Raw genomic sequence first — 24,179 nt, forward strand, 5'->3', positions numbered from 1 at the left:
GGCGGTCCTATAGCTTGCCTGTCTCACTTTGGGAAGACAGACCGTTACAAACGGTTAACGTCCGAATCGGGAGCAGTAATCCGCTGTGGACGGACGCATGCGCCTGCGCCGCTTTATCGCCCAGCTTCACCGTCAAGGAACGCGCCGTCGAACGCCGCCGGTAACGCTTTGATCTTGTGCTCGGGATCAGGATGACGAAGGTGATCGGCGACCTGTTTCAATCACGCGATCGATCCGCTTGACCGATACCCCCGCGAAACCTTCTCCGTCTTCCCGGACGCCACCGCGTCGCCGCGTCCTGCGCGGCGTCGCGGTCGTCGTGATGATCGCGGTGCTGCTGGTCGGTATCGCGGCGGCGCTGCTCTATCTCAATCGCCGGGCGGTGGCGCGCGACGTGCTGGTCGGCTGGCTGGACCAGCGCGGCATCCAGGCCGATGTCGAGGTCGAGCGGGTCGAGATCGACGGCTTCGTCGGCCGCATCCGCATCGGCGACCCAAAAAATCCCGACGTCGTGGTCGAGCGGGCCGAGGTCGATTACGCGGTGGCCCTGCCGTGGTCCAAGACCGGCCTGGGCGTCACGCCCAGCCGCATCCGCCTGGTGCGGCCGGTGGTGCGGGCCAGCTGGAAGGGCGGAAAGCTGTCGCTGGGTTCGCTGGACCCGCTGGTCAAGGAGTTCACCGGCGGCCCGCCGCGCCCGGATTCGCGCAGTCCCCTGGTCATCGTCGAGGGCGGTCGCGGACGGCTGGACACTGAATATGGCGTCATCGACATCCTGGCCGATGCGCGGATCGACGACGGCAAGCTGATGCGGCTGGCGGCGCGCCTGCCCACGGCGGCGCTGAAGAGCGGCGAGGTCGAGGCGCGGGGCCTGTCCGCGACGCTGGACCTGACCACCACGGGCGACCGGGTGGCGGTGCGGCTGCTGGCGGCGGCCGACGCCTTTACGACCACCGCAGCGAGAGGGCAGGGGGCGAACCTGACCCTGACCGGCGACCTGCCCTATCCTGATCTGAAGACCCGACGCGGCGACGGCCGGGTGGTTCTGGACGCCCGCCTGACCGGCGCGCGCCTGGGGACCGAAACCGTCGGCGCGCGCAACGCCGATGTCACGGCCCAGTTCGACGGCGTCGTCTCCGGCTGGATCGAGACCTTCCGTCTGGAGGGCGCCGCGACGACGGCATTGAAGGCGGCGGCGGTCCAGGGCGCGAACCTACGCATCGCTGATGTCGCGGCGACGGCGACCCGGGCCAAACTGACCGTCTCGCGCGACGACGCCCTGCGCTGGAGCGTGCAGGCGCCCCTGTCCCTGACGGCCGCCTCGGGTCGGATGGGCCAGACGAATATCAGCCGCCTGTCGCTGACCTCGCGCAGCCTGACGTTCGGCGGCAAAGACGCGGCCTTCGAGGCGACCGGCCCGGTCAGCGCGACCTTCGACCGGTTCGGCTTCGGAGACCTGGCGCTGAAACGCGGACGCACCGACCTGAACCTGGATGTCGTCAGCGACGGCGTCATCCAGATCGGCGCCGATGGCTCGCTGCGCGCCGCCGACGGCGCCTGGCCCCTGTTCGGCCCGGTCGGCCCCGACGACATCGCCGAGCTGGCCGAAATGAAGCGGGCGCTGGGAAGCTTCGCCCTAAACGCCCCCGCCATCCGGTTCGCGACCGGCACGGCTGGCACGACGGTTGTCCTGCCTCGCCCCGTGACCATGATCCCGGCCAACGGCGGCGTCCTGACGGTGGCCCAGGCCGGCGAAGGCGCCTATCAGGCCGAGGCCGGCCGGCTGGGCGGCGGCGCGCTGACCGTCACCGCGACGCGCGGCAAGGGCCTGCCGGAGATGACCGTCGCCGTGCCGAACTGGCGGCTGACCCAGACCGGTTTCGAGGCGACCCTGGACGGCCGCGCCCGTCTGGATTTCGACCTAGCGCGCGGCATCGACGCCCGGACGCGCGGCGTCCTGGCCATGGCCGATGGCCGACTGACCTATGCGACTCCGGACTGCGTGGACCTGACGGTCGAGCGGCTGGAGCTGGATGAGAACGACGTCCATCAGGTCGCCGGCAAACTGTGCCCCGCCGGCGGTCCGTTGCTGACATCGAAGGACGGCGTCTGGCGTGTCGTCGGCGCCTTCGATCAGGTCTCGGCCCAGGCGCCCTTCCTGGGCATGCGGTTCGCCGACGCCTCAGGGCGGGTCACGGTTGACGGGACTAAGGCCGGCGTCGGCCTGACGGCGAATGTCACGACCGCCCGCGCCATCGACGCCCTGACGCCTGCGCGGTTCGAACCCCTGGCCGCGACCGGCTCCGCGACCCTGGCCAATGAACGCTGGACCGGCGCCTTCGACCTGAAGGGCACGGGCGAGGCGGCGGCGCATACGCTGGGCCGCCTGACCCTGGCGCACGACGGCCGCACGGGTTCGGGCGGCATCGTCATCGCCGCCCCCAATGTGACCTTCGCCGAGAACGGCCTTCAGCCGGCGATGCTCAGCCCCCTGGCCGCCGCCTTCCTCCAGTCGCCGGTGACGGGCTCGGTCAGCTTCGACGGCCGGTTCGACTGGACCAAGGACGCCGAGCCGACCTCCAGCGGGCGTCTGGTCACGCCGGGCCTGGATTTCGTCAGCCCGGCGGGCGCGGTCAAGGGCCTGCGCGGCGACGTGGTCTTCAGCAGCCTGACGCCGCTGATCACGGCCCCGAACCAGAAGCTGACGGCCGACAGTCTGGCGATCGGCACGGCGGTCACGGCCCTGGACGTGACCTTCTCGGTCAACGAATCCGGCGTCCTGATCGACGGCGCCCAGGTCGCCGCCGGCGGCGGAACCGTCTCGGTCGAGCCCTTCACCGTCCCGCTGGACGCCACCCAGCCCTACAGCGGCGTCATCGTGCTGGACCGGGTGCAACTGGGCGATATCGTCGCCGACACCGGCTTCGACGACAAGGTCACGCTGGACGCCGTGGTCTCGGGCCGTCTGCCCTTCATCATGGATCCCAAGACGGGCCTGCGGATCACCGCCGGAACCCTGGGCGCGGTCCAGCCGGGCCGTCTGTCGATCAAGCGCGAGGTCCTGACCGACGTGAATGCGGGCGGCGGCGGCGAGGAACTGCCCTCCGGCATGGTCGAGGATCTGGCCTATCAGGCGATGGAGGACCTGTCCTTCGACGTGCTCAGCGCCGATGTGAACAGCCTGGACGGCGGCCGGGTCTCGGTGCTGTTCCACATTCGCGGTCGTCACGACCCGCCCCAGCGCCAGGAACTGCGCCTGACGATCGCCGAACTGATCAGCCGCGAATTCCTGAACCGCAAACTGCCCTTGCCGTCGAACACCCAGATCGACCTGACGCTGGACACGACCCTGAACGCCAACCAGCTGATCTCGGACCTGCTGGCGGTCAATCGCGCCCGGCAAGGTCAGCAAGAGCCGGAGCCGACGCCTGCACCGACGCCGGCGCCTGCCCCCGTCGATTGAACTTCACCATTCAGCGCGCGTTCACTTGGCGACGTGCTATTAGACTTGTCATTCTCGGCCGAACCGGAGCCCACGTCATGATTCACAAGCGCCAACTGGCCGGCCTCGGCTTCGGAGCGGTCGTCGTCGCCCTCGCGGCCTGCGCCCCGACCATCCGTCTTGAGGTCGCGCCGATCCAGATCTACGCCAAGCTGGACGCCGATGTGCGCGTCCGCCTGGACCAGGAACTGCAAACCCTGCTCCAGCAGAACCCCAATCTCTTCTGATCTCCCGCTTCTCTTCTGAAAGGGACAGGCTGAAATGACCTTCCGCAAACTCTTCGTCATCGGCGCCGCCGTCGCCGCCATGGGTGTCGCCGGGGCCGCCATCGCCCAGACCGGCGCCCAAAAGGCCCAGATCGACCAGGCCAAGGCCGCCGGCGTCGTCGGCGAACAGGCCGACGGCTACCTGGGCTTCCGCACCCCGACTTCGGACGCCGGGCTGCGCGCCGCCGTGGACGCCACCAACGCCGGCCGCCGCGCCGCCTACGCCCGCAGCGCAACCGACGCCGGCACCTCGGCCGATGTCGCCGGCGCCCGGATGTTCGAATCCCAGCTCCTGCCCCGCATCTCCTCGGGCCAGTGGTACCGCAACGCCCAGGGCCAGTGGGTCCAGCGCTAAGCTAAAGACCGTCGCCCTCGGGCTCGTCCCGAGGGCCCACGGCGTTCAGCCACGACCCGCAGGGCTGGGCTGCGGCCTCAACCCTCGCGGGGCTGCCATCCATCCTAGTGCGCAAGAAGAAAAGACGCGTTTTCAGGCCACTACACGGCCGGATCGTCATCTTCCTTAGCGCCACGTCAGACCGGGTTATGATGCATGCCCGGTCTTTGGCATCGCCATCCCCACGACTTGGACTCGTTAGACTGTTTTTTCGGAGTCCAACTTCGTCGAGCAAATTGCACCTTGTTGCACCAGTGCAATTCGAAGCCGAATTTTACTTAAACGAAAACAACGCACTGACGTGAAGTTGCACGACTTGCACTGTTTTTCCGTTGCAGTGCAATTCCGCCCTAACGCCTCGCTCGATCAGGCCGCCGCGCGCCGATCCGAAAGCGCGGGCAGCAACAGCCCCTCCGCCAACGCCCTGACCACCGGCACGGCGACGGCGTCGCCCATCAGCTTCAGCGCCGCGCTCTCGCTGGACGGCAGGCGATAGTCCTCGCCCACCCCCATCAGCCGGGCCGCCTCGCGCCCGGTCAGGCGCCGCACCCGCGCCCGGCCCTGATCGCACACCACCACATATTGCCGCGAAGATCCGCCGGCCGGCGTCCTCAGGCAGCCGGCCAGGCCGTCGAACCGGACCTCCAGACGCTGGACCTTTTCGCCGTCTTCGGTCCGCACCCGACGATAGGCGGCCCCGACGCAGCGCCGGCCCGAGGCCACGGCCGCCGCGATCCGCGCGCGGTGAAGCGGCCCGGCCAGGGCCAGGATGGCGTCCGCATCCTCCAGCCAGGTCACGGCGTCGTCCGGCTCCAGCACGGCGGCCAGGTCCAGATTGCGTTGCGATGGCGCGGGCAGAGACCACCAGGCCCAGGCCGCCTTTACTGCATCGGGCAGCCGAGCGTGAGCGGCGATCAGGCGCGGGGAATGGAAGGGTGCGATCGGCCTCCCCGTCTGTAGACCTGCCGCGCACGGCGCATCGCCCCGAATGGCGACCACGAACAGACGCGGCCGCGACTGGGGCAGCCAGTGGGCGGCGTCCATCTCCAGCGCCCCGACCGTGTATCCCGCCTCGGCCATGGCCGCGCAGACGGCCGCGAAGTCCCGTCCGTGACCTGAAGTCAGCAGGCCGATCACATTCTCCAGCACGATCACGCGCGGGCCGCGCCCCTCGGCCGCCAGACCCTGCATCAGCCGCCAGAACCCCCAGAAGGCGCCGGATCGCCCGGCCTCCAGCCCGCCCCGCGCGCCCGCCAGACTGACGTCCTGACAGGGCGATGAGGCCCAGGCCATGTCGGGCCGTCCCGGCAGGTCGTCCAGCGTCAGGCCCCAGACATCCCCTTGGCGAAATGGCGTCTGCGGATGATTGGCGACGAAGGCTCGCGCCTTGGCCGCGTCCATGTCGTTGGCGAAGACGGTGTCCATGCCCGCATCCGACAGGCCCAGCCCCGCCAGACCGCCCCCGGCGAAGAACTCATATGCGCTGGGGCGAATCGACATGGGATCAGCATAACGCAGCCCCGCCCCTTGACCGAGACCGTCCTCGACCTCACCTCCGCCACGACAGAGGAGACCGTCATGCGCCCCATTCTGCTCGCCGCCGTCGCGGCTCTTTCGCTGACGGCCTGCTACGACCGCAACGACGCCAAGCCTCAGTCCGCGCCCGAGCCGCAGGCCGCCGCGACCCTGGGCGGCGTCGATCTGGGCAAGCCGGTGCGGGCGCTCGGCACCGAACCCTTCTGGGGTGTGGAGATCACGCCCGACGCCCTGATCTACACCCGCGTCGATCAGCCGGCCCAGCGCGCGCCCAATCGCGGCGCGACGGTTCAGGGCACGGTCGCCACCTTCGCCAGCTCCACCGACCTGAACCAGGCCCTGAACGTCGTCCTGATCGCCACCGAATGCTCGGACGGCATGAGCGACCGCACCTATCCGCTGACGGCCAAGGTCGAGATCGGCGACGACACACTGACCGGCTGCGCGGCCCCGGCGTCGATGCTGACGGCGCAGCCTGCGCCCTGATCGCTCACCACCATTCGGCGTCGCGCAGCATCCGGGCGTAGCGGCGGCTGACCGGCGCCGATAGGCCGCCCTCCAGCGTCAGGGTCGCCCGCCCGTCGCCGCGCTCGACCCCGCGCACCGCGTCGCGCGCCACCCACCAGCTGCGGTGCGTCTGGGCGCCTTCCAATCCCTCCAGCTCCTCCACCGCGTCCGACAACCGCATCAGGATCAGGTCCGATCCCCGGTCGGTGTGGATGCGCAGATAATGGTCCTCGGCCTGCACCGCCCGGATCGCAGCGCCCCTCAGCTTCATCGGCATGCGGTCGAGAAACCGCACGGGTCGTGCCGCCGTCTCGGTCGGCGCCGCATGGGTCTGGACCGGCCGCGCGCGACCCAGGAAGACGTTCAGCGTCGTCACCGCCGCGGTGATCACCACCACCGGCACGACCAGCTGGGGCAGGACGCCCAGCGGATAAAGCCTCTGGGCGAAGAACAGGCCCGTCGCCGCCCAGACGATGACGCACAGCGGCCCGGTGATCACGACCACCATGACGCCGATGGTCAGCCACGGCCGTTCGTCCACGTCCAGATACCGGCTGACCACCACACCGCACAGATGACCCCACAGGCCGCCCAGCACCATGACGATGACCCAATAGGCGGCCCGGGGTCCCAAGCTCGCTCCGGCCGTCCCGAACGCCCCGGTGACCGCCAGGAAGACGCCGCCCAGAACGGCGACGATCAGGCCGCGTAGGAAGGCGCGGCGGCGGTCGGCGGCAAGGGGCGTCATGGCGGCTTTCGGCATCGGAAGATCGCCTCTTGAGACCATGATTTTCCGCTCGTTGAAAAGAGGGGGCGAAAGACAGGTGGGCGTTGACGCAGCCGGGGTGGCCGTTGGCGAAAGCTCGGATGCCGCCTTCGGGGCGCTGCGGCAGGAGCGGAGAAACGGAGAAACTCATGCCTCGTCTGTCTCGCCTCTTGCCGTCCGTCCTGGCCTTGCTGCTGCTGATCGTCCCCGTTGTCGCCTATCTGGCGGTCGACGACGGGCGACTGGCGCGGATGGGGTTCACGCCGCACGTCCCCGACTGGCGCCTGCTGCTGGCTTCGCCGCCGGCGATCCAGATTCACGTCGCGGCCGCCCTGACGGCCCTGGCGATCGGCATCGTCCTGCTGATCGGGGTGAAGGGAAACCGGCTGCACCGGACCCTGGGCTGGACCTGGGTGCTGGCCATGGCGACGACGGCGATCAGCTCCTTCTTCATCCACCGGCTCAATCCGGGCGGCCCCGGAGGCTTCTCCCTGATCCACCTGCTCAGCGGCTGGACGGTGGTCGCCCTGCCGATGGCCGTCCATGCCGCGCGGCGTCACCGCATCGCCGACCACCGGCGCGCCATGATGGGGATGTTCGTCGGCGGCCTGATCGTCGCCGGCGCCTTCACCTTCTTGCCCGGCCGGCTGATGTGGGCGATTTTCTTCGGTTAAGGCTGGCGCGGCGACATCCCGACCACGGCGCGGAAGCCGGCGGCGGCGAACCGGACCATATAGTCGCCCGCCGTCTCCAGATCGCCCGACCGCGCCTGTCCGTTCGACAGCCGGTCCAGACGTCCCGTCTCGCCCAGCGTCAGGGTCAGGGCGCCCGACAGATTGTGATAGCCCCAGTACAGATCGACCTCGCTGGCGTCGGGCAGCACCTTCGCGATCAGTTCGATCAGTCGGTGGATGGCCGGGTCGAAATAGCGGGCCATGGTCTCGCCGCCGAAACTGGGGTTGGCGTTGGTCTGGGCCACCAGGGCGGCATAGTGTTTCCAGCCCGGCCCGCCCTTCAGCGACCATTCGAACGGCGGCCGCAGGAAGGCCTCAAGCAGCCCCTCCAGCGTCATGGCCTCGCCCGCCGTCTCGGCATAACGGTCGATGGCCGCGACCCGTTCGTCGTTCCACACCGCCGCGCGACGCAGGAAGACGGCGTCGAACAGGTCGCGCTTGGCCCCGAAATAATAGTGGACCAAGGCGGTATCCACGCCCGCCTCGCGCGCCACTTCGCGGATGGTCACGCCATAGAAGCCGTGTTTGGAGAACAGGTCCTCGGCGGCGTCCAGGATCAACTCGCGGGTCTCGCCCGCCGCATTGGCCTGGGCCTTGGGAGGACGGCCGCGGCGGGCCGGCGCAGCGCCCGCCGCCTTGCGACGCGCGGCGGCGACGGGGCGGGGTGTCGGGAGGGCGGCGTCCGGCTTGCTCATGCGGCAAGGCTTAGGCGCGACCCAACCCCGGTGCAACGGGGCCGGTGCAACGGCGCCACGCTGGCCGCCTGATGTGACGCTGCGTCAGCACAGCGTTTGACAGCCGGGCGAAACCGGGTAGGTTCACGAAAATCATTGAACGCTGAATAAAAGCGTCAACGGGCTGGAAACGACAACAAGGGGTCTAGGATCATGAACCGTCATGTGAAGTGCGCGCTGCTGGCCGGCGCGGCGTGGGGCGTGCTTGCGGGGGCTTCGGTCGCCCAGGACGCGGAGGCCGCCGCTCAGGCGGCCAATAATCAGGACGCCGCCACCGTCGACGACATCGTCGTCACCGCGCGTCGTCGTGCGGAAAGCCTGCAGGACGTGCCCGTCGCCGTCACCGCCGTCAGCGGCGAACAGCTTGAGGCGCGCGGCGCCCTGGACATCACCGAACTGGCGCGCTCGACGCCCAGCCTGACGCTGAACGCCGCGCGCGGTTCGAACTCGACCCTGATCTCCTTCATCCGCGGCGTGGGCCAGCAGGACCCGCTTTGGGGCTTCGATCCCGGCGTGGGTCTGTATATCGACGACGTCTATGTGGCCCGTCCGCAGGCCGCCGTTCTGGACATCTTCGACGTGGAGCGCGTCGAGGTTCTGCGCGGTCCGCAAGGCACCCTTTACGGCCGCAACACCATCGGCGGCGCGATCAAATACGTCACGAGCCGCATCGACGCCGACGAGCCCGAAGGCCGCATCCGCGCCTCCTACGGCAGCTATAACCAGCGCGACGTGATCGCCAGCGCCCAGCTGCCCTTCAGCGACGAATTCAAGGTCTCGGCCGCCCTGGCCCGCTATCTGCGCGACGGCTATGGCAAGAACCTGAACACCGGAAACGAACACTACAACAAGGACGTCACCGCCTTCCGCGCCAGTGCGGAATGGACCCCGACGGACAGCCTGTTCTTCCGTCTGGCCGGCGATCTGGTGAACGACGATTCCAACGCCCGGCACGGCCACCGCGAGTTCGCCCCGTCGCCGGCCGATCCGTACGACACCAACGCCGGCGCGGGCGACAAGAACCGCGTCCAGACGCGCGGCGTGTCGCTGACCGGCGAATGGGAGATGAGCGACCTGCTGACCTTCAAGTCGATCACCGCCTATCGCGACGGCTTCACGCGCGGCAATATCGACTTCGACAACCTGCCGGGACCGATCCTCGACATCCCCGCCGCCTATGACGACGACCAGTTCAGCCAGGAGTTTCAGGTCCTGGTCAGCGCTGGCCGCCTGAACGGCGTCGCCGGCGTCTTCTACATGGACGCCAACGCCTCGGGCGCCTTCGACACCGTCGTTGGCCTGGCCAATCTGACCACCTTGACCTCGGGCTCGGTGGCCACCAAGAGCTACGCCGCCTTCGCCGACTTCAGCTACGACGTGACCGACGCCCTGTCGGTGTCGGTTGGCGGCCGCTTCACCAAGGACGAGAAGGAAGGCACGGTCTTCCGCCAACAGTATCTGGGCATCCGCAGCCCCTATTTCGGCAACAACGCCGCCGTGCCGCTGGGTGCGCCGCGCACCAACTACACTCGCACCCGCGAGTTCGAGAAGTTCACCCCGCGCGTCTCGGTCAACTACAAGTTCGGCCCCGATCTGACGGCCTATGCCTCGTGGGGCGAGGGCTTCAAGTCGGGCGGGTTCGACATGCGCGGCGATGCGGTCCTGTATCCCGCCACCGTCAACGGCTATGCGCCCGAGACCGTCGAGACCTATGAGATCGGGCTGAAGGGTTCGCTGCTGGATCGTCGCCTGACGTTCGCTACGGCGATCTTCGATTCCAGCTACGAAGACCAGCAGATCACGACCCAGTATCCGGCCGGCACGACCATCGCCTCGGTGGTGGACAATGTCGGGTCGTCGTCGATCCGCGGCTGGGAATTCGAGGGCCGTCTGCGCGCGACCAGCGCCCTGACGATCAACGCCTCGCTCAGCTATATCGACGCCCAGTTCGACCAGTTCCTGGCCTATATTCCGACCGGGCCGCTGAACACGACCTGCCCCACGGCGGTCGGCTGTTTCGTCGATGTGTCGTCGCAGCGCGACTTCCAGAACACCCCCGAATGGACCGGCTCGATCGGCGCCACCTACAACTGGTTCATGGAGAACGGCTCGTCGATCGCCTTCATTCCGTCGGTGGCCTATCGCGGCGCCTATCAGCAGTTCGAGACGGCGGCGCCGCTGCTCGATCAGGGCGCCTACTGGATGTATGACGCCAGCATCGTCTGGACCTCGTCCGACGACCGCCTGACCTTCGGCGTCCACGGCAAGAACTTGGGCGACGAACGCTACAAGGTCGGCGGCTACACCTTCCCCGGCGCCCTGACCGGCGACTCGATCATCGGCTTCTACGGCCCGCCGCGCACGGTCACGGCCGCCCTGGGTCTGAAGTTCTGATCCCTATCCACAACGCCTGACGACGAGGGGCGGCGGTCTCCGGGCCGCCGCCCCTTTTGTTTGCAGTGAGCACAGTTGCGGCTAGGCTCGCCTCAACGAATAAAAAAGACGCCGAGGGAAACGCCGATGACAATGGATACGCTGACGGTCGAGGACAAGGCGGTCGGGGGTGGGGTGCGGCCGGAAAGGCCCGGCTACCGCTACTATGTGCTGGCGGTCCTGATCCTGATCTACATGTTGAACTTCCTGGATCGCCAGATCATCGGCATCCTGGCCGCGCCGCTGAAGGAAGAGTTCGGCATGTCTGACAGCCAGTTCGGCCTGTTGGGCGGCATCGCCTTCGCCTCGGTCTATTCGACATTGGCCATTCCCCTGGCCTGGCTGGCGGACCGCTACAGCCGGGTCTGGATCATGACCGGCGCCCTGACGGTCTGGTCGGGCTTCACCGCCTTGTGCGGCATGGCGGGCTCGTTCGGACAGTTGTTCCTGTGTCGGATGGGCGTGGGCATCGGCGAGGCGGGCGGCGTGGCCCCGGCCTATTCCCTGATCGCCGACTATTTCCCGCCGCATCAGCGCGCACGGGCCATGGCCGCCTTCGCCTTCGGCATTCCGCTGGGCATGGCGGCGGGCACCCTGGTCGGGGGGCTGCTTGCGGCGACATACGGCTGGCGTACGGCCTTCATCGTGGTCGGTCTGCTGGGCGTGTTGGTCGCGCCCCTGTTGCGTCTGACGGTACGCGATCCCAGGCGGGGAGGGACCGATGCGGTCAAGACCCCGGCCCAGATCGCGGCCCTGGCGGCGGCGGCGGTCGGCACGGACCGGGCGGGCAAGATCGCCGCCCAGATCATGCTGGGACTCGGCGCCGGCCTGCTGATCCTGGCGGCGGCGAACTGGCTGCTGGGCGTGTCCCTGGGCAGTCCGCTGGTCCTGGCCTTCGGTGGTTTGCTGGCGGGGGTGATCGGGGTGTCGCTGATGGTGGCGCGCCGTACCGCCTCGGTGGTGATCAAGAAGCCCAGCTTCTGGCTGCTGGGGCTGGGCGCGGCCTCCTCTTCGGTCTGCGGCTATGGCGTCGCCGGCTGGCTGCCCCTGTTCTTCATGCGCAGCTTCGACCTGACCCTGCGCGAGACCAGCTGGTATTATTCGGGCATCGCCCTGATCGGCGGCATTCTCGGCATCTGGCTGGGCGGCATGATCGCCGACAAGCTGTCGAAAAAGGGCAAGGGCGCCTATCCCCTGACCCCGGCCATCGCCTTCCTGATCTCGGCGCCCTGTTTCATCCTGGCGATGAACTCGCCCTGGCTGATCGGCCTGGTCTTGCCGGGCGGGGGCAGCAACACCCAGCAGCTGGTGCTGGCCTTCCTGATCTTCCTGTTGCCGACCGGACTGAACCTGGCCTGGCTGGGTCCGATCACGGCGGCGGTCCAGCATCTGGTCCCGGCGGCGATGCGTTCGACGGCCTCGGCCCTGTTCCTGCTGCTGAACAATCTGCTCGGGATCGCGGTCGGCTTCTACTATTTCGGCTGGATGAGCGACCTGTTGGCGCCGCGATTCGGCGAGGAGAGTCTGCGGTGGGCCATCTACACCGGCATGGGCTTCTATGTGCTGGCGGCGATCCTGCTGATCGGGGCCTCACGCACGCTGAAGCGGGACTGGGTCGACTAAAGGGGGGCTGTGGACGGTTGCACCTGCGAAGGGGTGGGGCCTATAAGCCCCGCAACTCTCCAAGCAGCGGTTGCGGTGGTCCCCCATGAACATTCACGAATATCAGGCCAAGCAGGTCCTCAAAGGTTTCGGCGCGCCCGTCGCCGAAGGCGTCGCGGTGACGTCGGTCGATCAGGTCGAGGCGGCCGCCAAATCCCTGCCTGGCCCGCTCTACGTCGTGAAGTCGCAGATCCACGCCGGCGGACGCGGCAAGGGCAAGTTCAAGGAACTGCCGGCCGAGGCCAAGGGCGGCGTTCGCCTGGCCTTCTCGGTCGAGGAAGCCGTCTCCCACGCCAAGGAAATGCTGGGCAACACCTTGGTCACCGCCCAGACGGGCGACGCCGGCAAACAGGTCAACCGTCTCTACATCGAGGACGGCGCCGACATTGACCGCGAACTGTATTGCTCGCTGCTGGTCGACCGCCAGTATGGCCGCATCGCCTTCGTCGTCTCGACCGAGGGCGGCATGGACATTGAGGCCGTCGCCCATGACACGCCCGAGAAGATCCAGAACATCGTCATCGACCCGAACGCGGGTGTGACCGACGCCGACGTCGCCGCCATCAGCGCCGCCTACGGCCTGACCGGCGCCGCAGCCGTTGACGCCAAGTCCCTGTTCCCGGCGCTGTACAAGGCCTTCGTCGAGAAGGACATGGACATGCTGGAGGTGAACCCCCTGATCGTCATGAAGGACGGACACCTGCGCGTCCTGGACGCCAAGGTCAGCTTCGACGGCAACGCCCTGTTCCGTCACGACGACATCAAGGCCCTGCGCGACGAGACCGAGGAAGACGCCAAGGAAATCGAAGCCTCCAAGTGGGACCTGGCCTATGTCTCGCTGGACGGCAACATCGGCTGCATGGTCAACGGCGCGGGCCTCGCCATGGCGACGATGGACATCATCAAGCTGTACGGCAAGGAGCCGGCCAACTTCTGCGACGTCGGCGGCGGCGCCGGCAAGGAGAAGGTCGCTGCGGCCTTCAAGATCATCACCGCCGACCCGAACGTCCAGGGCATCCTGGTCAACATCTTCGGCGGCATCATGAAGTGCGACGTCATCGCCGAAGGCGTCGTCGCCGCGGTGAAGGAAGTCGGTCTGAAGGTGCCGCTGGTCGTGCGCCTGGAAGGCACCAACGCCGAACTGGGCAAGAAAATCCTGAACGAGTCCGGCCTGGCCATCACAGCCGCCGACGACCTCGACGACGCCGCCCAGAAGATCGTCGCGGCGGTCGGCTGAGGCGTTCGCCTTAGCCCGCTACCGCCCTGCTGACTGACACATTCCAGAGATCGATAGACCCATGTCCATCCTCGTCAACAAAGACACCAAGATCATCGTCCAGGGCCTGACCGGCAAGACCGGCGGCTTCCACACCGAACAGGCCCTGGCCTATCACGGCACCCAGATGGTCGCCGGCGTGCACCCGACCAAGGGCGGCACGAACTGGACCGGCTCGCACGGTGAAAGCCTGCCGATCTACGCCTCGGTCGCTGAAGCCCGCGACGCCACGGGCGCCGACGCCTCGGTGATCTACGTCCCGCCGTCGGGCGCGGCCGCCGCCATCATCGAAGCCATCGACGCCGAGATCCCCTTCATCACCTGCATCACCGAAGGCATCCCGGTGATGGACATGGTCAACGTCAAGCGCCGCCTGGAAGGCTCCAAGTCGCGCCTGCTGGGCCCGAACTGCCCGGGCATCCTGACGCCGGACGAATGCAAGATCGGCATCATGCCGGGCAACATCTTCAAGAAGGGCTCGGTCGGCATCGTGTCGCGTTCGGGCACCCTGACCTATGAAGCCGTATTCCAGACGACGAACGAAGGCCTGGGCCAGACCACGGCCGTCGGCATCGGCGGCGACCCGGTCAAGGGCACCGAGTTCATCGACGTGCTGGAGCTGTTCCTGGCCGATCCGGAAACCACCTCCATCATCATGATCGGTGAAATCGGCGGCGGCGCCGAAGAAGAGGCCGCCCAGTTCCTGATCGACGAAGCCAAGAAGGGCCGCAAGAAGCCGATGGCCGGCTTCATCGCCGGACGAACCGCGCCCAAGGGCCGCACCATGGGCCACGCCGGCGCCGTCGTCTCGGGCGGCAAGGGCGATGCGGAATCCAAGATCGCGGCGATGGAAGCCGCCGGCATCCGCATGTCGGAATCGCCGGCTCGCCTGGGCAAGACCCTGGTGGAAGTGCTGAAGGGTTAAGAGCGCACATGCGCCTCTCCCTCCCCCTGCGGGGGAGGGTGGCCGAGCCGAAGGCGAGGACGGGTGGGGACGGCAAGGCGACGCCCCACGGATTTGTTCTGGATTGGACAGGTGCGTCCCTGCCTGGCCGCCCCCACCCCGTCGCTCCGCGACGACCCTCCCCAAACGGGGAGGGAGAGGTGTCAGCCTCGTTTCGCGCATCAAAAATGCCGGTTACGGCTGGAATGGACGCCCTCGGCTCAGGCCGGGGGCGTTTTTCTTTGGGCCTGCGACCAATTTCTCACCGAATTGCCCCGTTTCGGTCATGACCCATAAGGAAACGACGCCTATATGACGGGCGCGCCCCTCACGGAGATGTGTCCGTCGGGGCCCAGGGATTGCGAAACGATGGCGGACGATGCCGGTCGGCTGAACCAGGTCTTTGCCGAGACCTCATTCCTCTACGGGTCCAATGCGGCCTATGTGGAGGAGCTGCAGGAGAAGTGGGCGAAAGACCCCGGCTCCGTCTCGGCGGAATGGAAAGCCTTCTTCGACCAACTGCGCGACAACGCCGCGCTGGTGACCGCCTCGGCGGGAGCGGGAAGTTGGGGACGGGGCGTGGCGACCGAGCCCACCGAGGAGACCGGCGTGTTCGACGGCCGTTGGCCGGCCCCGAAACTCGATCCCAAGAAGCCCGGCGCCGCGCCTGCCGCTCCGGCCGCCAAGGCTGCGCCCGCCGACGTCTCGGCCGACGTCATCCGCGCCGCCGCCCATGATTCCATCCGCGCCCTGATGCTGATCCGCAGCTATCGCGTGCGCGGTCACCTGCAGGCCAAGCTGGACCCGCTGGGCATCGAACAACCGGTCGAGAACCCCGAGCTGACGCCGGAATTCTATGGCTTCAGCGGCGCCGATCTGGACCGTCCGATCTTCCTGGACGGCGTTCTGGGTCTGCAAACCGGCACGATCCGCGAAGTGCTGGAGATCCTGAAGCGCACCTATTGCGGCACGGTCGGCATCCAGTTCATGCATATCGCCGAGCCGGAAGAGAAATCCTGGCTGCAGCAGCGGTTCGAGGGGCCCGACAAGTTCGAGCAGAACGCCTTCTCCAAGGAAGGCAAGCTGGCCATCCTGTCCAAGCTGGTCGAGGCCGAGGGCTTCGAACGGTTCCTGCACAAGCGCTTCCCCGGCACCAAGCGGTTCGGCCTGGACGGCGGCGAGGCCATGGTCCCGGCGCTGGAGCAGGTTATCAAGCGCGGTGGTTCGCTGGGCGTGGACGAGGTCGTGCTGGGCATGGCCCACCGCGGTCGCCTGAACGTGCTCGCCGCCGTGATGGGCAAGCCCTACAAGGTCATCTTCCACGAGTTCCAGGGTGGTTCGGCCGTCCCCAGCGACATCGAGGGCTCGGGCGACGTCAAATATCACATGGGCGCCTCGTCGAACCGCGAGTTCGACGGCAACCACGTCCACCTGTCGCTGACCGCCAACCCGTCCCACCTGGAAATCGTCAACCCGGTCGTACTGGGCAAGGCGCGCGCTAAACAGGCATTCGACATCCGCGAGGCCAACGAAGGCGTGCCCGAGGGCCAGTGGGCGCTGGATCGTTCCAAGGTCGTGCCGCTGCTGATCCACGGCGACGCCGCCTTCGCCGGCCAGGGCGTGGTCGCCGAATGCTTCGCCCTGATGGGGCTGAAGGGTTACCGCACCGGCGGTACGCTTCACTTCGTCATCAATAACCAGATCGGCTTCACCACCAGCCCGCGCAACTCGCGCTCGTCGCCCTATCCGTCGGATGTGGCCCTGATGGTCCAGGCGCCGATCTTCCACGTCAACGGCGACGACCCCGAAGCGGTCGTCTTCGCCTCCAAGGTCGCCACCGAATACCGCCAGAAGTTCCACAAGGACGTGGTGGTGGACATGTTCTGCTACCGCCGCTTCGGCCACAACGAAGGCGACGATCCCACCTTCACCCAGCCGCTGATGTATTCGAAGATCCGCGCCCAGCCCTCGACCCGCGAACTGTATTCGCAGCGTCTGGTCGCCGAAGGCGTGATCACCCAGGCCGACGTGGACGCCGAGGTCGAGCGGTTCGAGAAATTCCTCGACGAGCAGTTCGAGGCCGGCAAGACCTGGTCCGCCGAAAAGGCCGACTGGCTGGACGGCCAATGGCAGGGCTTCCAGGCGCCCAAGGACGAGCTGCGGGGCGACACCGCCGTGCCGCTGGCCAAGCTGACCGACCTGGGTCACCGCCTGACCACCATCCCGAACAGCGTCGATATGCACAAGACGCTGAAGCGCGTCATCGACGGTCGCCGCGAGGCCATCACCTCGGGCCAGGGTCTGGACTGGGCCACGGCCGAGAGCCTGGCCTTCGCCTCGCTGGTGGACGAAGGCTTCCCGATCCGCCTGTCGGGTCAGGATTCGGTGCGCGGCACCTTCTCGCAGCGCCACTCGGGTATCATCGATCAGACGACCGAAGAGCGCTACATCCCGCTGAACAACCTGCGCGAAGGCCAGGCCAATTTCGAGGTCATCGACTCGGCCCTGTCGGAAGAGGCGGTGCTGGGCTTCGAGTACGGCTATTCGCTGGCCGACCCCAATACGCTGGTCATGTGGGAAGCCCAGTTCGGCGACTTCGTGAACGGTGCCCAGGTGGTGATCGACCAGTTCATCAGCTCCGGCGAACGCAAGTGGCTGCGGATGAGCGGCCTGACCATGCTGCTGCCGCATGGTTATGAGGGCCAGGGACCGGAACACTCCTCGGCTCGCCTGGAGCGCTTCCTGCAGCAGTGCGCCGAAGACAATATGCAGGTCGCCAACTGCACGACCCCGGCCAACTACTACCATATCCTGCGTCGCCAGATGCACCGGCCGTTCCGCAAGCCGCTGATCCTGATGACGCCCAAGTCCCTGCTGCGTCACAAGAAGGCGGTCTCGTCGATGGCGGACCTGGCGGAGGGTTCGGCCTTCCACCGTCTGCTGCATGACGACGCCCAGACGCGTCCCGACGTCGCCGGGATCACGATCAAGGCGGACAAGGACATCCGCCGGGTCATCCTGTGCTCGGGCAAGGTCTATTACGACCTGCTAGACGCGCGCGAGAAGAAGGCCAAGGACGGCCAGGCCGTGGACGACGTCTACATCTTGCGTCTGGAACAGTTCTATCCGTGGCCGATCCAGTCCCTGCGCAAGGAACTGGCCCGCTTCCCCAAGGCGGAAGTGGTTTGGTGCCAGGAAGAGCCCAAGAACATGGGCGGCTGGACCTTCGTCGATCCGTGGCTGGAGCTGACGCTCGACAAGCTGGACGTCGCCTCCAAGCGCGCCCGCTACGTCGGTCGTCCCGGTTCCGCCTCGACGGCGGCCGGCCTGATGAGCCGGCACCTGAAGGAACTCGACACCTTCACGACCGAAGCCTTCGCCTGATACACGTATAAAAGACCGACCTAGAGACGAGCTGGACCTGACATGGCCGACATCCTGACCCCCGCCCTCGGTGAATCCGTCACCGAAGCCACCATCGCGAAGTGGACCAAGAAGGTCGGTGATCCGGTCAAGAAGGACGAACTGCTGGTCGAGCTGGAGACCGACAAGGTCTCGCTGGAAGTCGTCTCGCCCGCCGACGGCGTGCTGGGCGAAATCAAGGCGGCCGAGGGCGACAACGTCGTTCCCGGCACGATCCTGGGTTCGGTGACCGAGGGCGCGTCCGCCGCCGCTCCTGCCCCCGCTCAGGCCGCAAAGGCCGCACCCGCCGCCAAGGCCGAGACCAAGTCGGCCCCCGCCGCTACGGCTCCGGCCGCCACACCTGCCGCTGAAACGGCGATCGACATCATGGTGCCGGTCATGGGCGAGAGCGTCGCCGAAGGTTCGGTCGGCAAGTGGCTCAAGAAGAACGGCGACGCGGTCAAGAAGGACGAACTGCTGGTCGAGATCGAGACCGACAAGGTCGCGGTCGAGGTGTCGGCCCCGGCTGACGGCGTCCTGACCATCGCCGCCGACGAAGGCGCGACCGTCACCCCGAACCAGAAGATCGGCTCGATCTCGGGTTCCGGCGCGGCCGCCGCTGCACCGGCTGCTGCTCCGGCTCCTGCCGCCGCCGCTCCGGCCAACACCGGCTCTGCTCAGGTTTCGGGCGCCAAGAACGAAACCCTGTCGCCCGCCGTCGCCCGCGTCGTCGGCGAGAACAATCTGGACCCGAAGGCCATCACCGCTACCGGGCCCAAGGGCAACATCACCAAGGCCGACGCCATCGCCGCCATCGGCCAGGCTGCTGCTCCGGCCGCCGCCGCTGCGCCTGCCGCCCCGCGCGCCGACCAGCCGCGCGAAGAGCGGGTGAAGATGACGCGCCTGCGTCAGACCATCGCCCGTCGCCTGAAGGAATCCCAGAACACCGCCGCCCAGCTGACCACCTTCAACGAGGTGGACATGACTAACGTCATGGCCCTGCGCGCCCAGTACAAGGACGTGTTCGAAAAGCGCCACGGCGTGAAGTTGGGCTTCATGTCCTTCTTCACCAAGGCCGTCGTCGCGGCCCTGCACGAGATCCCGGCCGTCAACGCCGAGATCGACGGCACGGACATCATCTACAAGAACCACTATGACATCGGCGTCGCCGTCGGCACCGACAAGGGTCTGGTGGTTCCGGTCCTGCGCGACGCCGACACCCTCAGCCTCGCCGGCATCGAAAAGGGCATCGGCGCCCTGGGCAAGGCCGCCCGTGACGGCGCCCTGACCATGGATCAGATGCAGGGCGGCACCTTCACCATCACCAACGGCGGCACCTATGGGTCGCTGATGTCCACGCCGATCCTGAACGCGCCGCAGTCGGGCATCCTGGGCATGCACAACATCGTCCAGCGCCCGATGGCCATCAACGGCGAGGTCAAGATCCGCCCGATGATGTATCTGGCCCTCAGCTACGATCACCGGATCGTCGACGGCAAGGAAGCCGTGACCTTCCTGGTCCGGGTCAAGGAACTGCTCGAAGACCCGGCGCGGGCCCTGCTGGACCTGTAACGACCCTGAAAGGCGGCGACGATCTCGCCGCCTTTTTCTTTGACCCGAGGTTCGCCGATGCTGACCCTTTATACGTCGTCTGGCTCGTGCAGCCGCGCCAGCCATATCGCGCTGGAGGAGTCCGGCCTGGACTTCGAGGTCCGGCTGCTCGACTTCTCGAAGTCCGAACAACGGCAGCCGGACTATCTGGCGATCAATCCCAAAGGCCGCGTGCCGGCCCTGGCGACCGATCAAGGCGTGCTGACCGAAAGCCCGGCCATCCTGGCCCATATCGCCGCGCTCGCGCATGCGGGCCTGTTGGCGCCGACCGATCCCTTCGCCTTTGCGCGGATGCAGGCTTTCAACCTCTATCTGGCCACCACCGTCCATGTGGCCCATGCCCATGGTCGTCGTGCCTCGCGCTGGAGCGATGACGCCGCCGCCCAGGCGTCGATGGCGGCCAAGGTGACGCAGAACATGCGCGACGGCTTCGCCCTTATCGAAGCGGACCTGACCGGCGACTGGGTCATGGGCGACGCCTATACGGTCGCGGACCCCTATCTGTTCACCTTCGCAGGCTGGCTGGAAACCGACGGCGTCAACATCGCCGAGTTTCCCAGAGTTCAGGCCCATTTCGAACGGATGCAGGCCCGTCCCGCCGTCGTCAGGGCGCTGGCCGCCAGGGCTTAACGGGCGCGGGCTCAAAGACCAACGGTTGTGTCTATTTTGCGCCGGTCGTTAACGATCCAGATCGCGGCGCATTTTCCGCGATTACAACGGCCGAAAATGGTGCCTTATTCCTGCCATGGAGTGGGCGGCACGCGCGATAGGGGTGTTCTACGTCTTGGGCGGACTGATGCTTTTGTATCAGGCCTGGCTCAACTGGCGTCTGCAACGGGCCTTGTCCGGCCTGATCTCCGTTCCCACGACCGAACAGGTCGCTGACGGCGCGATCGCCCTGGGCGGGGTGCTGGTCCTGGCGTCCGGTGCGGCGCTTGCGGCGCTCAGCGCCTGGGCCGTCGTCGCCTTTCTGGCGGGATGGGCGATCCAGGCCGCCTATCTGTTGTGGGCCAACCGTTCGGATTTGAACGATCCCGCCGCCGCCGGCCGCCGGCGTTCGGTCCACGCCTTCGCGGGTTACACCGCTGTCACCGGCCTGGTGCTGTGGTTGCCGGTCGCCGGCGTGCTGGGCTGATCAGCCGAACTCGGCTTCCAGGTCCGCCAGGCGCGCGGCCTGGTCCTCGGCGATCAGGGCGTTCAGCAGGGGGTCGATGTCGCCTTCCATGATCTGCGGCAGGCTGTGCAGGGTCAGGTTGATGCGGTGATCGCTGACCCGGCCTTGCGGATAGTTGTAGGTGCGGATCCGCTCCGACCGGTCGCCCGATCCGACCTGGGACTTGCGCGTATCGGACCGGGCCAAGTCCTTGGCCTGACGCTGCATGTCATACAGGCGCACGCGCAGGTTCTTCATCGCCTTGTCGCGGTTCACGTGCTGGGACTTCTCCGACGACGTCACCATGATGCCGGTGGGCAGGTGGGTGATGCGCACGGCGGAATCGGTCGTGTTGACGTGCTGGCCGCCCGAACCGGAGGCGCGGAAGGTGTCGATACGGATGTCCTTGTCATGGATCTCGATCTCGACGTCCTCGACCTCGGGCAGGACCGCGACCGTCGCCGCCGAGGTGTGGATGCGGCCCTGCGACTCGGTTGTCGGCACGCGCTGCACCCGGTGGACGCCGCTCTCGAACTTCAGCCGGCCGAACACGCCGTCGCCGGTGACCGTGGCGATGATCTCCTTGTAGCCGCCAGCGTCGCCCTCGGTCGCCGAATCCAGCTCGACCCGCCAGCCGCGCGTCGAGGCATAGCGCGAATACATGCGGAACAGGTCGCCCGCGAACAGGGCCGCCTCGTCGCCGCCGGTGCCGGCGCGGACTTCCAGAACGGCCGAGGCGTTCTCGTCCGCGTCGCGCGGGGCCAGCAGAAGGGCGACCTCGCGTTCCAGACCCGGCAGGGTTTCACCCAGCATCTGAAGTTCGTCCTGCGCCATCGCCGCCATTTCGGGATCGGCCGTCATGGCTTCCAGATCCGCCATCTCGGCGCGAGCGCGGGCCAGGCCCTGGACCGCGTCGGCGACGGGCTTCAGCTCGGCATGTTCCTTGGACAGGCGCACGATCTCGACGCCGTCGGTCGCCGCGCTCATTCGCGCCTCCACCTCATGGAAGCGGTCGAGCACCTGATCGAGACGGGCCTGGGGCAGTCGCAAAACGGAAATATCCTGAGGAAAAGCGAAGGGCCGTCCTTACCCGCCGGGGGCGGTCGTGTCGATTGCAAGCCGCTGCGAGCGCCGGGCGCGCGCTTGTGATCGACGGTGATGCAACGGTCACGATGGCGTCAGGCCGGTTACGAAACCGGACTCAACCGTTTAGCTGGCGCCGAGCAACCGTGAGGAGGACGCCATGTTCGACCGCCCGCCCGCATCTGGACCCCATATGGCTCAACCCGAAACCGATCCTGTCGCCGACAGCGTCGAACGCCTTTGCCGCCTGTACGACACCCGCCTGTCCGAGACCGGCGGAGACCTCTTACCTGAAGACGCCCGGGAGCTGAACGCCATGGCCGCCATCTACGATCTGGACACCGACCGCCCATCGGCCGAGGTCTGGCGCGACCTGCGCGCCGTCGTCACGCGCCAGGCCCCAGCCACATCGGCCGACGCCGCGCCCCCGACCGATGTCGAGGCCCTGACCCTGCTCGTGGTCGAGGATGATCCCGACGCCGCCGCCTCCCTGACCGAACTGCTGACCGAGGCGGGCCACAGCGTCGTCGGCCCCTTCCACAGCGCGGCGGCGGCCGAGGCGGCGGCGGCGCTTCACAGCATCGACGCGGCCCTGCTGGACATCAAACTGTCGGGCGAGATGACCGGGGTCGAACTGGCCAAGGTGCTGACCGGGCGCTGGGACGTGCGGGTGATCTTCATCTCCGGCGACGTCGCCGCCGCCGCGCGAAACGCCGACATGGCCGAGGCCCTGGTGCTGAAACCCTACAATGGCGCCCAGATCCTTGAGGCCGTGGCCCGGCTGGGCCGCTCGGCCTGAGATCGTCCGCACCGGCGAACGGCGTCTTGCGTCCGGCCTCCGGGCGGGCGATCACGGACCATGCTTTCGAACCGGTCCCGCTACGCCCTGCGCGCCATGGTCCATCTGGCGGGTCTGCCCGGCGGGGGACCCGCGACCATCGCCGAGATCGCCGAAGCGGCGGCGGCCCCGCGCAAGTTCCTGGAGGCCATCCTGCTGGACCTGCGACGCCAGCATCTCTTGGTGTCGAAACGGGGCAGGGCGGGCGGCTATGCTCTGGCGGCGCCCGCCGCCGCCATCAGCTTCGCCGACGTGATCCGCGCGCTGGAAGGGCCGCTGGCCCTCGCGCCCTGCGCCTCTCGCACCGCCTATGGCCCCTGCGAAACCTGTCCGGATGTCGAGACCTGTCCGCTTCAGCCCGTGCTTCAGGACGGGCGCGACGCCATCGCGGCCGTGTTCGAGACAAGAACTCTTCTGCAAGCCGCCGCCAATTCTTCTCCTATTGACCGACTAGGGAAATAAACCGCACCGTTCGTCCGCGTTTCAGGGGCCGCCATGCAAGACTTCCTTCTGTTTCTCCTTGTCGGTTTCCTGGCCCAGGTCGTGGATGGGGCGCTGGGCATGGCCTACGGCGTCATCTCCTCGACCGTGCTGCTGTCGTTCGGCGTGCCGCCCGCGACGGCGTCGGCCAGCGTCCACGCGGCCGAGGTCTTCACCACGGCGGCCTCCGCCGGCTCGCACACGGTCAACAAGAACGTGAACTGGAAGCTGTTCGTGCCCTTGGCCTTGGGCGGCGTGGTGGGCGGCGGCCTGGGGGCCTTCGTCCTGACCAGTATCGACGGCGACCTGCTCAAGCCCTGGATCACCACCTATCTGGCCATAATGGGCGTCGTGATCATCTGGCGCGCCACGCGTCAGACGCGTGAGCGGATCTTCCCGCGCAAATTCGCCGGACCCCTGGGCCTCGTCGGCGGCTTCTTCGACGCCATCGGCGGGGGCGGCTGGGGACCGACGGTCACCACCACCATGGTGGGCACGGGCCAGGACCCCCGCGTGTCCATCGGCACCACCAATACGGCCGAGTTCTTCGTCACCTCGGCCATTTCGGCGACCTTCCTCGCCGCCTTGCTGACCGGCCACTGGCAGGAGGCCGAGGGCATTTCGAGCCATGCGATGGCGGTTCTGGGTCTGATCCTCGGCGGCCTGATCGCCGCCCCCTTCGCCGGCGTGATCGCCCGCATCGCCCCGCGCCGCGTGCTAACCTACGGGGTCGGCGCCGTGGTGCTTCTGTCCGCCGGCTATCAGGCGCTGCGGCTGTTCAAGGTAATCTGAAACGAAAAGCGGCGGCGGGTTCGCACCCGCCGCCGCGTATTTTTGTTTTACAGGGGCGCAGAGCGCGCGG

General features: G+C 67.5%; 20 protein-coding genes. 16 read left to right on the forward strand and 4 right to left on the reverse strand.

The genetic code is table 11. The features are described 5' to 3' along the window. Nucleotides 1-238: 238 nt before the first annotated feature. The 3 genes from ACK4MH_RS09325 (at nucleotide 239) to ACK4MH_RS09335 (ending at nucleotide 4,120) form a co-directional block, all read left to right on the forward strand. Complete coding sequence (locus tag ACK4MH_RS09325; RefSeq protein ID WP_409717328.1) at nucleotides 239-3,460, forward strand: YdbH domain-containing protein; 3,222 nt, start codon at nucleotides 239-241, stop codon at nucleotides 3,458-3,460. A 77-nt stretch (nucleotides 3,461-3,537) separates the two neighbouring features. After that, a complete protein-coding gene (locus ACK4MH_RS09330) occupies nucleotides 3,538-3,726 on the forward strand; it encodes a YnbE family lipoprotein (protein WP_159847615.1) in 189 nt (62 codons plus the stop codon). Between the two features lie 34 nt (nucleotides 3,727-3,760). Continuing rightward, nucleotides 3,761-4,120, forward strand: coding sequence for a YdbL family protein (locus ACK4MH_RS09335; protein ID WP_135194427.1), 360 nt, complete (start codon nucleotides 3,761-3,763; stop codon nucleotides 4,118-4,120). A 405-nt stretch (nucleotides 4,121-4,525) separates the two neighbouring features. Here ACK4MH_RS09335 and ACK4MH_RS09340 read toward each other — a convergent pair whose 3' ends face one another. Beyond that, nucleotides 4,526-5,659, reverse strand: coding sequence for a DNA cytosine methyltransferase (locus ACK4MH_RS09340; protein ID WP_409717331.1), 1,134 nt, complete (start codon nucleotides 5,657-5,659; stop codon nucleotides 4,526-4,528). 78 nt (nucleotides 5,660-5,737) lie between these two features. Between ACK4MH_RS09340 and ACK4MH_RS09345 the strand changes: the two genes are divergently transcribed. Further along, nucleotides 5,738-6,181, forward strand: coding sequence for a COG3650 family protein (locus tag ACK4MH_RS09345; RefSeq protein ID WP_409717333.1), 444 nt, complete (start codon nucleotides 5,738-5,740; stop codon nucleotides 6,179-6,181). Nucleotides 6,182-6,185: 4 nt separating this feature from the next. On the opposite strand, the gene ACK4MH_RS09350 is transcribed toward ACK4MH_RS09345, so the two are convergent. Continuing rightward, nucleotides 6,186-6,965 carry a LytTR family DNA-binding domain-containing protein gene (locus tag ACK4MH_RS09350; RefSeq protein ID WP_409717335.1) on the reverse strand — a complete coding sequence of 260 codons (780 nt, stop codon included), beginning with the start codon at nucleotides 6,963-6,965 and terminating at the stop codon, nucleotides 6,186-6,188. 152 nt (nucleotides 6,966-7,117) lie between these two features. On the opposite strand from ACK4MH_RS09350, the gene ACK4MH_RS09355 reads away from it, so the two are divergent. Continuing rightward, the gene (locus ACK4MH_RS09355; RefSeq protein WP_409717337.1) at nucleotides 7,118-7,642 is read left to right on the forward strand and encodes a DUF2306 domain-containing protein; all 525 of its coding nucleotides are present in this window, start codon (nucleotides 7,118-7,120) and stop codon (nucleotides 7,640-7,642) included. On the opposite strand, the gene ACK4MH_RS09360 is transcribed toward ACK4MH_RS09355, so the two are convergent. Next, on the reverse strand, nucleotides 7,639-8,397 hold the full coding sequence (locus ACK4MH_RS09360) for a TetR/AcrR family transcriptional regulator (protein ID WP_409717339.1): 759 nt from the start codon (nucleotides 8,395-8,397) through the stop codon (nucleotides 7,639-7,641). The genes ACK4MH_RS09355 and ACK4MH_RS09360 overlap by 4 nt on opposite strands. A 192-nt stretch (nucleotides 8,398-8,589) precedes the next feature. Between ACK4MH_RS09360 and ACK4MH_RS09365 the strand changes: the two genes are divergently transcribed. The 8 genes from ACK4MH_RS09365 (at nucleotide 8,590) to ACK4MH_RS09400 (ending at nucleotide 20,898) form a co-directional block, all read left to right on the forward strand. Beyond that, on the forward strand, nucleotides 8,590-10,830 hold the full coding sequence (locus tag ACK4MH_RS09365) for a TonB-dependent receptor (protein WP_409717341.1): 2,241 nt from the start codon (nucleotides 8,590-8,592) through the stop codon (nucleotides 10,828-10,830). A 126-nt stretch (nucleotides 10,831-10,956) separates the two neighbouring features. Further along, complete coding sequence (locus ACK4MH_RS09370) at nucleotides 10,957-12,492, forward strand: spinster family MFS transporter (protein ID WP_409717343.1); 1,536 nt, start codon at nucleotides 10,957-10,959, stop codon at nucleotides 12,490-12,492. Nucleotides 12,493-12,577: 85 nt separating this feature from the next. Further along, on the forward strand, nucleotides 12,578-13,768 hold the full coding sequence (gene sucC, locus ACK4MH_RS09375; protein ID WP_409717345.1) for an ADP-forming succinate--CoA ligase subunit beta: 1,191 nt from the start codon (nucleotides 12,578-12,580) through the stop codon (nucleotides 13,766-13,768). 61 nt (nucleotides 13,769-13,829) lie between these two features. Next, complete coding sequence (sucD, locus tag ACK4MH_RS09380; protein ID WP_409717347.1) at nucleotides 13,830-14,732, forward strand: succinate--CoA ligase subunit alpha; 903 nt, start codon at nucleotides 13,830-13,832, stop codon at nucleotides 14,730-14,732. 387 nt (nucleotides 14,733-15,119) lie between these two features. Then, nucleotides 15,120-18,134, forward strand: coding sequence for a 2-oxoglutarate dehydrogenase E1 component (locus ACK4MH_RS09385; protein WP_409717349.1), 3,015 nt, complete (start codon nucleotides 15,120-15,122; stop codon nucleotides 18,132-18,134). Nucleotides 18,135-18,176: 42 nt separating this feature from the next. After that, a complete protein-coding gene (gene odhB, locus ACK4MH_RS09390) occupies nucleotides 18,177-19,724 on the forward strand; it encodes a 2-oxoglutarate dehydrogenase complex dihydrolipoyllysine-residue succinyltransferase (RefSeq protein WP_409717351.1) in 1,548 nt (515 codons plus the stop codon). Between the two features lie 57 nt (nucleotides 19,725-19,781). Next, nucleotides 19,782-20,393 (forward strand): glutathione S-transferase family protein, encoded by a 612-nt coding sequence (locus ACK4MH_RS09395; RefSeq protein WP_409717353.1) that lies wholly within the window; start codon nucleotides 19,782-19,784, stop codon nucleotides 20,391-20,393. A gap of 166 nt (nucleotides 20,394-20,559) precedes the next feature. Beyond that, nucleotides 20,560-20,898 (forward strand): hypothetical protein, encoded by a 339-nt coding sequence (locus ACK4MH_RS09400; RefSeq protein WP_409717355.1) that lies wholly within the window; start codon nucleotides 20,560-20,562, stop codon nucleotides 20,896-20,898. Here the strand turns inward: ACK4MH_RS09400 and prfA are convergent, their stop codons facing one another. Next, nucleotides 20,899-21,966 (reverse strand): peptide chain release factor 1, encoded by a 1,068-nt coding sequence (gene prfA, locus ACK4MH_RS09405; protein WP_409717357.1) that lies wholly within the window; start codon nucleotides 21,964-21,966, stop codon nucleotides 20,899-20,901. 226 nt (nucleotides 21,967-22,192) lie between these two features. Here prfA and ACK4MH_RS09410 point away from each other — a divergent pair, with 226 nt between their 5' ends. The 3 genes from ACK4MH_RS09410 to ACK4MH_RS09420 are packed head-to-tail and all read left to right on the forward strand — an operon-like array spanning nucleotide 22,193 to nucleotide 24,109. Continuing rightward, entirely contained in the window at nucleotides 22,193-22,798 is a 606-nt protein-coding gene (locus tag ACK4MH_RS09410; protein WP_409717359.1) for a response regulator, read from the forward strand. A 60-nt stretch (nucleotides 22,799-22,858) separates the two neighbouring features. Beyond that, nucleotides 22,859-23,299, forward strand: coding sequence for an RrF2 family transcriptional regulator (locus ACK4MH_RS09415; RefSeq protein WP_409717360.1), 441 nt, complete (start codon nucleotides 22,859-22,861; stop codon nucleotides 23,297-23,299). 33 nt (nucleotides 23,300-23,332) lie between these two features. After that, nucleotides 23,333-24,109 carry a sulfite exporter TauE/SafE family protein gene (locus tag ACK4MH_RS09420; RefSeq protein WP_409717362.1) on the forward strand — a complete coding sequence of 259 codons (777 nt, stop codon included), beginning with the start codon at nucleotides 23,333-23,335 and terminating at the stop codon, nucleotides 24,107-24,109. The last annotated feature ends 70 nt before the right edge of the window (nucleotides 24,110-24,179 follow it).

Source organism: Brevundimonas sp. (assembly GCF_046295075.1).
GTDB lineage: Bacteria > Pseudomonadota > Alphaproteobacteria > Caulobacterales > Caulobacteraceae > Brevundimonas.